At 47.6% G+C, this 15,307-nt stretch carries 18 protein-coding genes; 6 read left to right on the top strand and 12 right to left on the bottom strand.

The window, feature by feature from the left end; all coding sequences use genetic code 11:
• The first annotated feature begins 50 nt into the window (after positions 1-50).
• Positions 51-296: a hypothetical protein gene (locus G3255_RS02125; RefSeq protein WP_211653083.1), complete on the top strand. Its 246-nt coding sequence runs from the start codon at positions 51-53 to the stop codon at positions 294-296.
• A gap of 42 nt (positions 297-338) precedes the next feature.
• On the opposite strand, the gene G3255_RS02120 is transcribed toward G3255_RS02125, so the two are convergent.
• Positions 339-1,187: a VOC family protein gene (locus tag G3255_RS02120; protein WP_211653082.1), complete on the bottom strand. Its 849-nt coding sequence runs from the start codon at positions 1,185-1,187 to the stop codon at positions 339-341.
• A gap of 123 nt (positions 1,188-1,310) precedes the next feature.
• On the opposite strand from G3255_RS02120, the gene G3255_RS02115 reads away from it, so the two are divergent.
• Complete coding sequence (locus G3255_RS02115; RefSeq protein WP_211653081.1) at positions 1,311-1,646, top strand: winged helix-turn-helix transcriptional regulator; 336 nt, start codon at positions 1,311-1,313, stop codon at positions 1,644-1,646.
• A 99-nt stretch (positions 1,647-1,745) separates the two neighbouring features.
• Positions 1,746-2,057, top strand: a complete 312-nt coding sequence (locus G3255_RS02110) for a hypothetical protein (RefSeq protein WP_211653080.1) — start codon at positions 1,746-1,748, stop codon at positions 2,055-2,057.
• Positions 2,058-2,074: 17 nt separating this feature from the next.
• Here G3255_RS02110 and G3255_RS02105 read toward each other — a convergent pair whose 3' ends face one another.
• From G3255_RS02105 to G3255_RS02060, 10 genes are all read right to left on the bottom strand, one after another.
• Positions 2,075-3,025, bottom strand: coding sequence for a magnesium transporter CorA family protein (locus tag G3255_RS02105; protein WP_211653079.1), 951 nt, complete (start codon positions 3,023-3,025; stop codon positions 2,075-2,077).
• Positions 3,026-3,119: 94 nt separating this feature from the next.
• Entirely contained in the window at positions 3,120-3,296 is a 177-nt protein-coding gene (locus tag G3255_RS02100) for a hypothetical protein (protein WP_211653078.1), read from the bottom strand.
• Between the two features lie 70 nt (positions 3,297-3,366).
• On the bottom strand, positions 3,367-3,780 hold the full coding sequence (locus tag G3255_RS02095) for an NUDIX hydrolase (protein WP_349291402.1): 414 nt from the start codon (positions 3,778-3,780) through the stop codon (positions 3,367-3,369).
• Entirely contained in the window at positions 3,780-4,286 is a 507-nt protein-coding gene (locus tag G3255_RS02090) for a GrpB family protein (protein ID WP_211653077.1), read from the bottom strand. Before G3255_RS02090 ends, G3255_RS02095 begins: the two co-directional genes overlap by 1 nt.
• A gap of 136 nt (positions 4,287-4,422) precedes the next feature.
• Positions 4,423-4,890: a GNAT family N-acetyltransferase gene (locus tag G3255_RS02085; protein ID WP_211653076.1), complete on the bottom strand. Its 468-nt coding sequence runs from the start codon at positions 4,888-4,890 to the stop codon at positions 4,423-4,425.
• Between the two features lie 89 nt (positions 4,891-4,979).
• Positions 4,980-5,867, bottom strand: coding sequence for a twin-arginine translocase subunit TatC (tatC, locus tag G3255_RS02080; protein ID WP_211653075.1), 888 nt, complete (start codon positions 5,865-5,867; stop codon positions 4,980-4,982).
• A 10-nt stretch (positions 5,868-5,877) separates the two neighbouring features.
• Positions 5,878-6,105 carry a twin-arginine translocase TatA/TatE family subunit gene (gene tatA / locus G3255_RS02075; RefSeq protein WP_211653074.1) on the bottom strand — a complete coding sequence of 76 codons (228 nt, stop codon included), beginning with the start codon at positions 6,103-6,105 and terminating at the stop codon, positions 5,878-5,880.
• A gap of 19 nt (positions 6,106-6,124) precedes the next feature.
• Positions 6,125-7,837: a GMC family oxidoreductase gene (locus G3255_RS02070; protein WP_211653073.1), complete on the bottom strand. Its 1,713-nt coding sequence runs from the start codon at positions 7,835-7,837 to the stop codon at positions 6,125-6,127.
• 19 nt (positions 7,838-7,856) lie between these two features.
• Entirely contained in the window at positions 7,857-8,612 is a 756-nt protein-coding gene (locus tag G3255_RS02065; protein WP_211653072.1) for a gluconate 2-dehydrogenase subunit 3 family protein, read from the bottom strand.
• A gap of 210 nt (positions 8,613-8,822) precedes the next feature.
• Entirely contained in the window at positions 8,823-9,644 is an 822-nt protein-coding gene (locus G3255_RS02060) for a LysM peptidoglycan-binding domain-containing protein (RefSeq protein WP_211653071.1), read from the bottom strand.
• A gap of 300 nt (positions 9,645-9,944) precedes the next feature.
• Between G3255_RS02060 and G3255_RS02055 the strand changes: the two genes are divergently transcribed.
• On the top strand, positions 9,945-11,450 hold the full coding sequence (locus G3255_RS02055; protein ID WP_211653070.1) for a BCCT family transporter: 1,506 nt from the start codon (positions 9,945-9,947) through the stop codon (positions 11,448-11,450).
• 59 nt (positions 11,451-11,509) lie between these two features.
• Here G3255_RS02055 and G3255_RS02050 read toward each other — a convergent pair whose 3' ends face one another.
• On the bottom strand, positions 11,510-12,496 hold the full coding sequence (locus G3255_RS02050; protein WP_211653069.1) for an NAD(P)/FAD-dependent oxidoreductase: 987 nt from the start codon (positions 12,494-12,496) through the stop codon (positions 11,510-11,512).
• A gap of 155 nt (positions 12,497-12,651) precedes the next feature.
• Between G3255_RS02050 and G3255_RS02045 the strand changes: the two genes are divergently transcribed.
• Positions 12,652-13,443, top strand: coding sequence for an SDR family oxidoreductase (locus G3255_RS02045; RefSeq protein WP_211653068.1), 792 nt, complete (start codon positions 12,652-12,654; stop codon positions 13,441-13,443).
• A gap of 75 nt (positions 13,444-13,518) precedes the next feature.
• Positions 13,519-13,959 (top strand): peptidylprolyl isomerase, encoded by a 441-nt coding sequence (locus G3255_RS02040; protein ID WP_058381931.1) that lies wholly within the window; start codon positions 13,519-13,521, stop codon positions 13,957-13,959.
• Positions 13,960-15,307 lie beyond the last annotated feature (1,348 nt).

Below are 15,307 nucleotides of genomic sequence, written 5' to 3'. Positions count from 1 at the left end.
AACGGTTTGCGTTCTTAATACCAGCATCTATGAGAAGGCGGGATTGAATCATGAAAGGTTTCCTTTCGTTACTTGGCATCACATTGATTGCCGCATTTTGCGGATTGATCCTTTTGGGCTTTTACAATGAACCTTTTGAAGACTGGCAAAACCAGGAGCGGCTTCAGGCTTATACGGAAACAAGAGACAACCTGCTGCCCGACCAAACGGGCAGCATCCAGCAAGCCGTTGCGCCTGGGCGTTCCACACAACTCTTATTATATGCGGATGCATCCGCTTCGTGCCCGGCACCTTAATGAAAAAATTCCCCGAAACGCTTTGGCGTGTCGGGGATTTTCTTATGCGGTTAAAATACGGATGCGGTTGCCGGATGGGTCCGCAGTTTCGAGCGCCGCCCCTTCCATCCGAACCTCAGCGCCTTGTGCTTGCAAGCGGTCGTGAATGGCCTGTTGTGCTTGTTTGTCTGCGACACGGATCACGTAATGCGCGAGACCTGCCGTGTGATCCGGCAAGGCCGGAATGCCTGTGCCGTTCCAGATATTCAATCCGATATGATGATGATAGTTTCCGTCGGAGACGAATAGCGCTTGATTGCCGAGGTTCGCGACCAAGCCGAAGCCGATTGCGCCGGTATAGAAATCGTGGGCTGCCTGAAGATCCGAGACATGGAGATGAATATGCCCAAGCACCGTTCCTGCCGGCATGCCGTCCCATTTTTCGCCATTTGACGCTTGTGCGACTTCCTGCACATCGAGCGGATCGACCGTCATATGCACTTGGTCACCGCGCCATTTCCATTCACCGGGTTCGCGGTCGCGGTAAATTTCAATGCCATTCCCTTCAGGATCCGAAAGATATAAGGCTTCGCTCACTTGATGATCGGAAGAGCCGATCGGAATCCGCTGCTCATAAAGATGAAGCAACACTTTGCCGAGTTCTTTCCGGTCCGGCAATAGCACCGCGAAATGATACAATCCCGCAAAGCGGCCTGCTTTCGCCGTGAACTCGGGTGCTGATTTTAGTGTGAGGATCACTTCCCCGCCTACACCGAGAACGGTCTCGCTTTCCTTTTCTTCGATGATATCAAAACCTAATATTTCCGTGTAGAAACGGCTCATTCCCTTCAAATCCAACACTTTCAATATTAAGCTTTCAACATAATGCACTGGCTTTTGATGAAAATTCATTATAGTCCCTCCACCCACTTACTATTTGTAACTAATTTTATTTTAATAACTTAGTTACGTCAAGTCATCTGTTTTTTAATTCTTATATGGATATGCTATTATGAAGAAAAAGGAGCGGTAAGCATGAAAAACCAGGAAATTTGTCCACGTTTTGAAGCAGCTATTTCCTTATTGGGACAGCGCTGGACAGGCCTGATCATCCATCAATTGATGGCCGAGCCAAAGCGCTTTGGCCAATTAACGGAAGAAATTGGAATCAGCGGCCGCCTCCTGTCTGAACGGCTGAAAACTCTTGAAGGGGACGGGTTGGTCGAACGTACGGTCCATCCCGAGACCCCCGTGCGGATTGAATATTCGTTGACTGAAAAAGGCGCTTCACTCCAGCCGGTCATGAAGGAAATCGAACGTTGGTCACAAAATTGGATAGAGCCTGCGAAGACGGCGGAAAGCACTTCATGACGAAAGAGTGTTTCCGCCATCTTTTCGCCTATTTTTATAGACAGAATATTCTAATATCTGTTAATGTAAAAGTATAAATGGCGGAGGAGGCGTATGCGTATGTCGATGTATTCCAATATGGCCTATGAGAACGACACGCGGAAAATTGACAAGGCATTGAAGAAGTACGAAGAGAAAAAGAACGCCGCATTGGTACTGCTCGCAGAAATCGATATGCTCAACAAAATGGAAGACGTGGAAGATACGATCCTTTGGAAGCAGAAGTCGATGAAAGAAAAACTCATCGCAGCGGAGCGGCAACGGCGGGACGTCGAAGAGATGCTCATCAATTATATCGGCAAATACGATGACCGCGACTTGCATCGCTATACCGAACTGCTCGAAGAACTGAAAAAAGATAAGCCGAAATAACAAAGGCAGGACTGGGTTCAGTCCTGCCTTTGTTTTTCTTTGCCTTTGTTGTCGATTGAGCGGAGAATATCCCCAGTCCAACCTTTTTGCTTGAAATACAAATACAATAAGAATGTGGAGACGCCGATGACCAATATGGCTGCCACATAACCCAAACTCCAATCGAGTTCGGGCATGACTTCGAAGTTCATTCCCCATAAAGCGCCCCATGCCATGACCGGCGTGAACAAAGTCGTCAGCACCGTCAAGGTTTTGACGATTTCATTGCCGCGGTAATTGGCGACGACGTTTTCCATATCGACCATATTGTTAATTTCATCTTCATAGGATTCGACGAGCATGACACAACGATCGATCCGTTTGGCTGTCCGCTTGTATTCTCTGCCGTCATGAACGTCTTCACCAAAGATCTCTTCAACCGCCATGCTGATTTCACGGAATCCCATGATTAAATGTTTCCATAACAAGATTTCATGCCGCACTTCCTCGATGCTTTCCAAAGTTTTGCGGTTATTGTGTTCTTTGATGTTCCATAGCAATTGGTGAAGCCGCTCTTCGAAGCCGTCGATTTTATGCAAAACCGAACCGACCATTCCCCCGAGCAAAATCATCATCACTTCAATCGGGGATTCTGCCGTTTCCATCTGCTGGATCATCAAATGCCTTGGCATATCCAAGTCTTCCTCGAAATCAAGCGTACTGGTCACCAATAGCTCAGGCGATACATAAAAGTGAAAGACGTCCTGGGCATCCCGGGCATGGCGGCTTTGCTTATAAATCAATGAGCCCCATAAAACTTCCTTGCCGAGCTGGGACGTGTCGGCATGAAGAATATTGACGGTTAAGTTTTTCGATTGGTCAATCCATTGCTGCAGCTTCGGATTATCTGTGAGCAATTGGCGGAAATCCGCCGCCTCCATCGCGTTCTCTTCTTGCCATACTGCATTCGCAAATTGATGCCGCGGCATAAGCCTCCCCCTTTTCTTCCTGATGAACGGACTTCGAACTCTTCCTTATCTAAGCACACGAAAAATGCCGCTCTATTACAAGCGGCCGATTGATCTAGTCATTCTTGTTGTCATCTGGTGTCTGATCCCGATATTTTTCATTGGAGTTTTCTTCGTATTCCATTTCTCTATCCGGCATCGGATCCACTTCCTTGTCCGGCGGCTGATGCCGGCCCGGTTCTATATCCGGCAGCAGTTTCTCGCCTTCTTTGTCCTTCCGTTCCTTGTCCATGCGATCGCCCTCCCGAAAACTTTGTTTATTCTTCTTTACCCCAGCCTCATTTTTTTAAATCCTGCTGCACTCAAGCTGCAATAAGAGACTTGAAAAGCTCCAAATCATCCGGATAGGCAAGCTCCAATTTTTCGATTTCTTCAATGGATTTCCAGGCGATGTCTTCGATCAAGAAATCATCTTTCGGGATGATCAATTCGCCGCCTGTTACTTCAACCCGAAAATAATGCAGATCAAATGATACGGCAGCATCTTCATAATTGCCATCTCGTGTCTTCAAGATTTCCCCTGCCTTGACCGTTAGCCCCGTCACTTCCTCAAACTCACGCTCACAGCATTGTTCAAGCGTCTCGCCCGCTTCCAGGCCGCTTGCGGGGACCGACCATTTGCTGTCTTCTTCAGGTGCTTTCATGAGCACCAATAAAATTTCATTCCGCTCATTTACACAAACGCCAGCAGCGCCTTTCCAATTCGCCATTTCCATCAAATCTCTCCCATCGCCTTTTTCTCAATTTCCTGGACCATGTCATGTTTCCCATTTATGTAGTGTTCGATGTCCAGGGGATATTGCTTCGCTAACTTCATTTTCAACTCTCCGTAGGCTGAGGCAACTTGCGGATTCGCCTGCAAGAAATCCCGAAACGCGAGATGGCGAGAAATCTCAAGGCTTCCTTGTTCATAACAATGGACATGATGCGTGCGTTCATTGCCGCCACGCTCGAAATAGCGCCTGCCCGGCAACCCATTTTCACCTTTTGCTTGATAGCCAAGTTTTCGGAAATCTTCCTCATAGCGGTCTATGGCTTCGATATCGGAAACGACCACAAGCAAATCAATCACCGGCTTGGCAGCAAGTCCCGGCACCGCAGTACTGCCGATATGCTCTACTTTTAGACACTTGGACCCGAGCATCCCACGGATTGCTTCTGCAGCATGTTCAAATTCAATGGGCCATCTCTCATCATACGCTGTGACTATCACTTTACGCATGCCCTTCCACCCCCGATGCAAATAAAAAAATCACCTTTTCTGAAATGGCAGTCCTCTGACTTCCATTGTACAAGAAAAGGTGATTCAGCAAACGGATTTTAATCCATCGTTTAATGTAGAATGTTTCAAATTTACTTTATTGTTTTGCGGCGTGCTGCTCCAGAACGAGCCGGTGCGTGACATCCGGTAAACCGACGTCACCAGAGAAGCCGTTCCCGCGATAAAAGGCATCCGCTGAAGCGGAATCCGTACGCACCACAAGTTCACTAAATTGGCCTTTGGCAGAATCGATGATTGTTTGCAGTAATTTCGTTCCGATTCCTTCTCTTCTTACAGCATCCGCAATATAAATGCGCCGCAGCCTACCGATTCCTTCTTTCGTGGAATAAGGGTCCCGGTTCAATCCACCGATCGCGATCAATTTGCCTTGAGGGTCGAACACGCCGTATAGCACTTCTCCTTGTTGGTCGAAGCGATTGCTTCCGTCTTCGTATTGATCGATGAGCCGCCTCAGAAAACGATATCCCTCAGCTTCACTTTCTTCCACAAGGTCCATTGCATCCACTTCGCGCAAGTCTTCGATTTCTCTAATTTCCATCGGCATCTTCACGTCCTCCTTTTCGAGTAAGCAGTACAGGAAAAGGGCTGACCCAAATCATAACATGATGTTTTGGGCAGCCCTTTTGCTTTCTATTATACAGTCGTATCTTCCATCCGTTCGTTTCGCGCTTCCATTTTCTTCACCGCATAAATGCTGGCTTCATAAAGCCCCGCCATCGGAATCAAAACCAATAGCTGGCTGAGAAAATCCGGCGGCGTGATAAGAGCGGAAACAATCGCTAAACTTAGGTACGACCATTTCCGGACTTTTTTCATCGAAACGGACGTCAAGACGCCGATTGATGATAAGAACAATGCCAAGACAGGCATTTCGAACAATAAACCAAGCGGAATCGTGGTCATAATCAAGAAATGGACATATTCGTTCGCCGAAATCATTACATCGAAATTCGCTGCCCCAAGGCCAATCAAGAATTGATAGCTTAACGGGTTGACGATGAAATAGCCGAATGCGACGCCAAATATAAACAAGAGCAGCATGACCGGCGAATACAAGCCGAGAAATCTGGCCTCGGTTTCTTCAAGCCCTGGTTTGACGAACTGCCAGATGAAATGGATCAAAAACGGCAGTGACAAGCCGAGTGCCATAGTGGCAGAAATCGATGTATAGAATTTCACGACTTCAAGCGGGCCGAGAATCACCAAATCATTGCCCTTTACCACATAAGGAAACCAGAAATTCAGCGTAGAAAAGACGAGTGCTAGGAAGAAAAGGAAAACAATGGAGCTTTTGATCAATTGTTTTCGCAGATCCCCTAGATGATCGACTAGTGTCTCCACTCTGTCTTCCGGCTCTTCAGGGGGTTTTTGGCCCCCTCCCGGAGTCGGCTCTTTTGGCACGTCTCCGGTTTCATGTTCCGTTCCGGAGTCCGCCTTCTGCTTTTCCTGTCCCGCCGGATCTTCGCTCGCCTTTTTCTTATGCAAGGGACTGATCAGATTGTTTTCTCCGTACGGATCCATTTAACCACCTTCATAAACTTTCGGTTTTATTCGTTTCTGCTATTTCTTTTTTATCCTTTTTATCTTTATCTTCTTCATCATCGTCGTCCATCAAGCCTTTTGTCGAACGTTTGAATTCCGAGAAAGTCTTGCCGACGGCTCCGCCGATTTCCGGAAGTTTTTTCGGTCCGAAAATAATTAACACGATAACCAAAATGATGATTAAGCCTGGTACACCAATTGAAGCCAATCCACCCATATCTTTTCCTCCTCACAAATTAAACTAAAGAACCGCCATCTTGGCTGTATTTGATGATGCCTTCTGCACAGCGATATGCAAGTGCACCCACTGTGCCGGTTGGGTTATATCCACCGTTGTGCGCGAAGTTTCCTGCACCTACAACAAACAGGTTTTCCATATCCCAATGTTGCAGATAGTTGTTCACGACGCTGGTTGCAGGATCTCCGCCCATGATCGTGCCGCCTGTATTGTGTGTGGTTTGATAAGGGACGATGTCGTAGTCTGAAATCGGCGCTCTGCCGACAACCGTTTTCGCACCCATTTCCTGCATGATTTCAACTGCTCTTTCCGTAAGATATTTATGCAGCGCACGATCCTGGTCGGTAAAGTTATAAGTCAGTTGCAGAAGTGGCACACCATAGATATCCTTATACGTCTCGTCAAGCGATAAGTAGTTATCACGGTGTGGCATGGACGCGCCTTGTGCACCGACTGACAATGTACGCGTATAATTTTCAATGGAAGCTTTCTTGAAATCAGCTCCCCAAGACGGTGTATCCGGAGGCAGTGGATTGGATGCGATCGGACGCGATCCAGTCTGTGTCATGGAAATGCTTCCCCCGTGGACAAAGTCAAGATCATTATGGTCAAAAGAATCGCCGTTGAAATCATCAATCGTCATACCAAGTGCGCCCGCTCCCATAAAGACATTCATCTGGTCATCGAAAAAGCCGGATGCGCCAGGAAGAATTTGGTATGCATAGTTTTTCCCAAGTGAACCTTCTCCGGTTTCTGGGTCATACATTTGGCCAATTTCTGATACCATCAATAGTTTCGCGTTGTTCATTACATAGCTCGTCAACACGACGACTTCCGCCGGCTGAATGAACTCTTCAAACGTTACTGTATCGATGAAACGCACGCCTGTTACGCGCTCGCCTTCTTTCATTACCTCTACTACATTGGCATTAAAGCGGATATCGTAGTTGCCAGTAGCACGAGCCGCTGGAACAACAGTGATTTCCGGTGATGTCTTTGCCCCGTACTCACAGCCGAAGCGTTCACAGAACCCGCAATACTGGCAAGCAGCAATCTGTTGTCCATCCGGGTTTTCATATGCTTCCGATAGGTTAGCAGAAGGCATCATAAATGGCGTATAGCCAAGGTTGCTGGTTGCCGTTTCAAATTTCGACAGCAATGGTGTTTTTTTCATCGGCGGGGTTGGATACTCTGAAGACCGTTTGCCCCAGAATGGGTTCTTGTCTTCGCCAGAAATCCCTGCCGTTTTTTCGAATTTATCGAAATAAGGCTCCAGTTCATCATAAGTGATGCCCCAATCCTGCAATGTATATTCTGCAGGCAATTTATTCTCGCCATATTTGGCATCAGTCATAGATTTAATTTCAAAATCGTATGGCAAAAATCTCCAGTTTTGGCCGTTCCAGTGCGTCCCAGCGCCTCCAAGGCCTTCCCCTAGCAGGAATGAACCCAATTGACGCATCGGCAATGCCGTCTGGTCTCTAGAGTTACGGAATGTAATCGTTTCTTTCGACAAATCCTGCATCAACTCATAACGGATCGCATAGCGGTATTCGTCATGGACCATGGAGTAATCTTCTGTCGAGCGCTCTTGCCCGCGCTCTAAGCCGACAACTTTCAATCCTTCTTTTGCACATTCAGCAGCAATGATTCCGCCGGTCCAGCCGACTCCTACCGTTACTACATCTACTTTATCTAGCGTTGTCGCCATACGTACTCCCCCTTCTTATTTAGCTCAGCATGTCTCCTACTGAATGCGGATCCAATTCCACAAAATCTTCGCTTTCTATTTCATTGATATACGATGGACGGTGTCCTGGGAATCCTTTCATGCGCCAAGCATCCATGTTCTGGTTGCCCGCATAAATCGGATCTGCATAGACTCCGTTCAACGTTGCCTGCCGCAGAAGGCGGAAAAAGAATTGGGCATTTGCCGCTTGCATATCCACTTCATCATCTTGGAAAGCTGTCAGGATTTCATCCATCTGCTCGGGTTCAAGATCGACAAAGTTCGCTTCGAAGCGGCTTTGGGCTTCCTGCTGCATTTTTTGCAAGCCTTGTCTGAATAGTTCATTGCGCTTCAAGCGGCTTTGATACCCTTGAGTCGCTTCGCCTAATTGAAATGGGGGCTGCATGTACTCACGTGAATTCTCGCCGTAGCTCCCTGCCAGCTGGTGATCGATAAAGAACGGAACGCCAAGGCCAATAGCGCCTGGCCCTAAATCATCTTCCGGGAAAATACGTTCGGTCGCTTGCTGTAATACCGCAAACTCCTGTTGGTTCTTGAAGAATTGCAAGCCGCGTACCGATTCGGTCGTTTCTGCCCCTCCGTTTTGGCCTGCTTCACCGCCACTTGGAGCTGCCGTATCCTGACGTGTATTTGCGCCAATCACTCCACCAATAATTCCTCCACCGACGAGAGCGCCTGCCGCGATCCCTGACGTTTTCAAGAAATCGCGTCTGGAAACATTTTTCTTCTCTGCCATCTCATGCGCCTCCTTTAATAGGTATAAAAATTATAAATACTCAATAACTATACCCCACATTATATGCTTCTTAACTTTGATTTCAATACTTTTCCGATTATTCACTAAAAAAATGCGAATTTAATATAAAAAAGACCCTTGCATAGGTGCAAGGGTCGACATAAAAAAGGCCGAGGGAATGGACACCTCGGCTTTGTAGCTATAAAAATATTAGTCTAGAATTTTGATTGTGATGTTTTTGCGTCCCCAGTTCAAAGCTTCGCCTTGAGTTGGGATGAAGACGTCGATCTTATTTCCTTTGATAGCTCCGCCAGTATCGCCAGCGATAGCTGTTCCGTATCCTTCAACCCATACTTTTGAACCGAGCGGGATAACGGATGGGTCTACTGCGATGACTTTTTGGTTCGGGTTCGAACGCAAGTCGATGCCTGTACGCGTGATGCCTGAGCAGCCTGCGCAGTAAGCTGTGTAAGCTGTTGCGGATACTGTCATTTCTTTACCTGATTGTGTAGAAGCTGCTGCTGGTTTAGCCGCTGCTGGTGCACTTGCAGGTGTTGGTGCTGCTTGAGTTGATTTTGGTGCTTCTTTAGCTGGTGCTTTTACTGCTGGTGCTGCCGGTGCAGGTGCTGCTGCTTTTGCTGCTGCGCCTTTAACTGCGAATTCTTGTCCAGGGTAGATCATGTGGCCGGAGATGTTGTTCCAGCTCATCAATTGATCCAATGAGATTCCGTGAGCGGAAGCGATCTTGAACAAAGTATCGCCGCTTTTAACTGTATAGGTAGATGATGAGTTCGATGATTTCTTGGATGCCTGTTCTTTTCCTTCAACAGAGAGCGTCTCGTTCGGGAAAATCAAGTCTGATGATAGGTCGTTCCAGTTTTTAAGATTTTGAACGGAAACGTTCTTTTCTTGTGAGATTCCCCACAGAGTGTCACCTGACTGAACTGTATACGATGAATTAGCGCTTGCTGTTGTTGCTGCGCCTACACTTAATGCCGCGATTGCCGTTAGTGTAACGATTTGCTTTTTCATAATTGAAATTCCTCCTTTTCACTAACACAAGACACAGCTTAACATGTGCGCATTGCAAGAACATGACAGGACGACAGATGATATTTAACAATTACATTACGGCATTCTTTTAAATATGACAGGCTGTAATAAATCAGAACATTCTTTCTTCTAGATCAAAAATATAGCTTTTTTGCTTACCTTCCCTTTTTTTCTTCTATTAATAACGATAGGATGGATTAGGCTCCCTTTGTTGGGGAATAATTAATTACAGCTTTATTCATCTGGAACAGTATAGCTTTCACTTTAGGAGGAACTCATTTGAAAAATGTCACGATCGTTTTTTGGATTTCGATCGCCATCTGCCTGGCCATGGTTGCCTGGGGATTTCTAGAGCCCGAAAACTTCCAAGCGCAGACCGGTGCGCTCACTTCGTGGATTTCATCCACATTCGGCTGGTATTACCTCGCTTCTGTTTTCATTATCCTTATCTTTTGCATTTATTTGATTTTTTCCAGATTTTCCAATATCAAACTCGGGAAAGCCGGCGACGATCCGGAATTCGGTTTAGTGTCGTGGTTCGCAATGTTGTTTTCCGCTGGAATGGGTATGGGACTCGTTTTCTGGACAACAGCCGAACCGATTTCCCACGCATTTATCAGCGCACCGCGTTCTGAAGTCGGCTCTAATGAAGCCGTCAAAGAAGCGATGCAATTCTCATTTTTCCACTGGGGAATCCACGCCTGGGCGATTTACGGGCTTGTCGCTTTATCGCTCGCTTACGCGAAATTCCATAACGGGTCGCCTGGCTTGATCAGCGCAACACTTATTCCGCTATTCGGCAAGAAACGGATGAGCGGTTGGCTCGGCAAACTGATCGATACGCTCGCCGTGTTCGCGACGGTCATCGGCGTCGCCTCTACACTTGGATTTGGCTCTGCGCAAATCAACGAAGGGCTGTCGTTCCTGTTCGGGACACCGAATACGTTCGCTTTTCAATTATTGATCCTTGCCGTTGCTACCTTATTATTCATCATTTCCGCATGGTCCGGCATCGGCCGGGGCATCAAATATTTAAGTAATATCAATATGGTATTGGCCTTCATTTTGCTCGGCATGCTGCTGATTGTCGGCCCGACGCTTTATATCATGAATATGTTTGCAGATTCTCTTGGCGGCTATTTCTCCAATTTCCTGTCGATGAGCTTTAATTTGGAGCCGCTGAACACGGAACGACGCGCCTGGGTAGATGGCTGGACAGTCTTTTACTGGGCATGGTGGGTATCTTGGGCGCCATTCGTCGGGATTTTCATCGCCCGTATTTCACGGGGACGCACCGTTCGAGAATTTATGCTTGGCGTCCTCGTCGTCCCATCACTCGTCTGCTTTATTTTCTTCTCGGTGTTCGGTGTTTCTGCTTTGGACTTGGAGCAAAAAGGCATCGACAAGATTTCCGAATACAGTTTGGAAACTGCCACATTCGGCGTACTCCAGCATTATCCACTCGGCACTGTCATGTCGATCCTCACTTTGTTCGTAGTCGCTATCTTCTTCATCACTTCTGCTGACTCCGCGACATTCGTGCTTGGCATGCAGACCACAGGCGGCTTATTGAATCCCCCGAACTTGGTGAAAATCACTTGGGGCTTGATCCAGTCAGCTGTTGCAGCTATCGTCGTCTACAGCGGCGGAACACAAGGCTTGCAGAATTCCTTGATCATTGCGGCCTTGCCGTTCTCGGTCGTCGTCCTGCTGATGGGGGCCGCGTTTTTGAAAGCAGCCAGCCAAGATCCCGTCGCAGTGAAAAAGAAAAAACAATCTTTGTAATCGATTGAACGTAAAAATGCCCGGCAAGCTGATTCAGCTTGCCGGGCATTTTTCGTTCTTTATTTAAACACGCTCGTGCTATGCAAAGGCTGTACTCTGGATTTCGGATCCAAGTAAGATTTCGCATTATTGATGGCGGTCGGTGCTTCACCGAAGCCGACGGCGATCAATTTCACTTTTCCTTCGTAAGTGGCGATGTCGCCTGCCGCGTAGATTCCCGGTACGTTCGTTTCCATTTTGGAATTGACGATGACCGAGTTCTTCTCCATCTCCAGGCCCCATTCCTTGATTGGGCCGAGCGAAGTGATATTGCCGTAATTGACGACGACATGATCGACTTCCAGACGTTCTTCGTTGCCTTCTTTGTCTTCCAGCACAAGCTCACGGATTTCGCCATTCTCGCCGACCAGTTCCTTGACGTTGAAAGGCTTCTTCACTTCCACTGTCGACTGCATCATCGTATCAATATTCGCTTCGTGCGCCGTCATTTTCTCGCGGCGATGGCTCAATGTCACTTGCGAAGCCACATTCTCAAGCATCATGGCCCAGTCAACTGCAGAGTCGCCTCCACCGAGGACTACAACTTTTTTATCGCTGAACAAAGTCAAATCTTTTACGCCGTAATGCAAAGTCTTACCTTCGAATTGTTCAGCGCTATCGACTGCCAATTTACGCGGGTGGAAAGCCCCGACGCCAGCCGTCAACAAAATCGCTTTTGAATAATGCGCGCCTTTGTCCGTCGTGATGACAAAATGCTCCTCTTCACGTTCGACAGATGCCACTGTCTCTTCAAGACAGATTTCAGGATCGCCGTACTTGGCCTGCTCGACCAAATTATCCACCAAGTCTTTAGCCAGTACTTTCGGGAAGCCGCCGATATCATAAATGAATTTATCCGGATACAATTCCATCAATTGCCCGCCGAGTTGCGGAAGGCTGTCCAGCACTTTCACTTTCATTTTGCGCATGCCGCCGTAAAACGAAGCGAACAAGCCGGTTGGGCCGCCGCCGATGATTGTAATATCGAAGATTTCACGTTCTTCCATTTCCAACACTCCTAATCTGATCAATATATCCATCCTACCACATCTATATAGGGTCTCCGCCATTGGACTTATGGCGGAAATCCGAAACAAGCATTTCCATCCCCTCTATTCTATCGTAAACTGAAACAAGGAACCAAATGGAAAGGATGATAAATGTGGATCTTGGATTAAAAGAAAAAGTAGTTGTCGTCATGGCTTCCAGTAAAGGGCTCGGCAAAGCATCTGCCTTAGAGTTTGCCAAAGAAGGAGCGATTGTCATCATCTCGAGCCGCAGCCAGGAATCGATCGACACAGCCGCCGAAGAACTGCGTGCAAAAAGCGGAAACGAGCGCGTCCATCCATTTACTTGCGATATGTTACAAGCTGAAGACATCAAGCAATTATTCCACAAAGTCATCGAACAATTCGGGCGCATCGATGTGCTCGTCAATAACACCGGTGGGCCAAAAGCAGGCGGATTCGAAGACATGAGCGATGACGACTGGTATACAGCGTTTGACCAAAACTTACTCAGCTATATCCGTACATGCCGTGAAGTGCTTCCTTATATGAAAGAACAGCAATTCGGCCGCATCATTAATATTTCATCGTCTTCGACAAAAGAAGTAATCGACGGACTGATTTTGTCCAATACGATGCGCGCCGGCATGGTCGGCTTCGCGAAAACACTGGCACGGGAAGTAGCGGGTGACAATATTTTAGTCAACACCGTTGGCCCCGGCAAAATCTCAACCGACCGTGTCGCCGAATTGACTCAAGCAGCCGCCGACAGACAGGGGCTCTCCACTGAAGAAGTGATGCAACATACGGAAGCTCAAATCCCTCGAGGCCGCTTAGGCGAACCTGCAGAATTTGCCCGTACAGTCGTCTTTTTGGCTTCCGCAGCTAATTCGTATGTTACGGGCCAGTCAATCGTTGTAGACGGCGGATTCCTGAAAGCGCTATAAGCCCCTTATCAGTAGGCAGTAGCGCCAAAAGCCGATATACTATGGGATGAACCAAATGAAAAGGAGATGTTATATATGGCGAAAAAAGGCCACATGCACATGGAAAACGGCGAAGTAATCGAATTCGACCTTTTCCCGAACGAAGCACCGAACACAGTAGCAAACTTCGAGGAGCTTGCAAACTCTGGATTCTATAACGGCGTTGTTTTCCACCGTGTTATCCCAGGTTTCGTTTCTCAAGGCGGCGACCCAACAGGAACTGGTATGGGCGGCAGCGGCAAAACGATCAAATGCGAAACAGAAGGCAACCCGCATAAACACCAACCAGGCAGCCTTTCTATGGCACATGCAGGCAAAGACACTGGATCTAGCCAGTTCTTTATCGTCCATGATTCACAGCCACATCTTGACGGCGTCCACACAGTGTTCGGCCAAGTAACAAAAGGCCTTGAAACTGCAAAAGCCATGAAAAACGGCGACAAAATGGAGAAAGTCCACGTCTTTGACGCTGAATAATCCATTATAAAAAACGTGCCCCTGCGGCACGTTTTTTTGTTTTGGTGGAATTTAGGGAGTTGGCTGTAAAAGATTAAGAGATTTGAAAAGCTTCCGCTTTTAGACTGCGTTTCAGGGGGCTGCTTGCCGTGGGGCGGGTGTTGAGCCAACGTGCCGCAAAGGACGCGCCACGTTTGTCTCGCCAGCCCGCGCGGTCCCACAGGCGTCAGCCCCCTTCCACTCCGTCTCCTAGTTTTAGAGTAGAAAATCGTTTCTTCAATCCTCTTGATATAAAAGATTAAAACGCATCATGTTCTATAGCTTGCTTCAAACTGACCAAAGACTGAAGTGTTCCGAGTCTCTATTTGCAAAACAAAAAGCTTTCCTGTTCCACCAGCGACCTGTCTGATGTCCCTTCTCAGGAAGCGATTCCCCCACTAGCTGGCAACTTTATATAGAAGCAGATCGATTTAACCCAGCAGGAAACAACGAAATCTCCAAGCCGCCCGGCGTAAAGGAGTGAGCCGATGCAATAAGACAAGTGTTCTTCTTGGCTTATTGCAAAAGGCCAACCCAAAGCTCGGCGGCGATTGCCAATATGAAGCTCAACTAGAACGCAGAAACACTTCCGCAAGCAAACCCTCGCTTTCTTGATCTACACTCGATCCGGGAAGCGATTTCCCCACTAGCCGGCAACTATATATAGAAGCAGATCGATTTCACTAAGCAGCAAACAATGAAATCTCTAAGCCGCCGAGTGCCAAGGGTGAGCCGACGCAATAAGACAGATGCTCTTTCTGGCTTATTGCAAGAGGCCAACCCAAAGCCGGCCGGCGACTGCCAAGATGATGCTCAACCAGAAAAACGAAACGTTTCCACAAGCAAACCCTCGCTATCTTATTTTAACTATCACCTGGAAAGCGATTTCCCCACTAGCCGGCAACTATATATAGAAGCAGATCGATTTCACCAAGCAGTAAACAATGAAATCTCTAAGCCGCCGAGCGCCAAGGGTGAGCCGACGCAATAAGACAGATGCTCTTTCTGGCTTATTGCAAGAGGCCAACCCAAAGCCGGCCGGCGACTGCCAAGATGAAGCTCAGCTAGAACGCAGAAACACTTCCGCAAGCAAACCCTCGCTTTCTTGATCTACACTCGATCCGGGAAGCGATTTCCCCACTAGCCGGCAACTATATATAGAAGCAGATCGATTTCACCAAGCAGTAAACAATGAAATCTCTAAGCCGCCGAGCGCCAAGGGTGAGCCGACGCAATAAGACAGATGCTCTTTCTGGCTTATTGCAAGAGGCCAACCCAAAGCCGGCCGGCGACTGCCAAGATGAAGCTCAGCTAGAACGCAGAAACACTT

Origin of the sequence: Planococcus sp. MSAK28401, from assembly GCF_018283455.1 — a bacterium.
In the GTDB taxonomy this organism is placed as follows: Bacteria; Bacillota; Bacilli; order Bacillales_A; family Planococcaceae; genus Planococcus; species Planococcus alpniumensis.
This window is presented reverse-complemented; position numbering and strand designations above follow the sequence as displayed.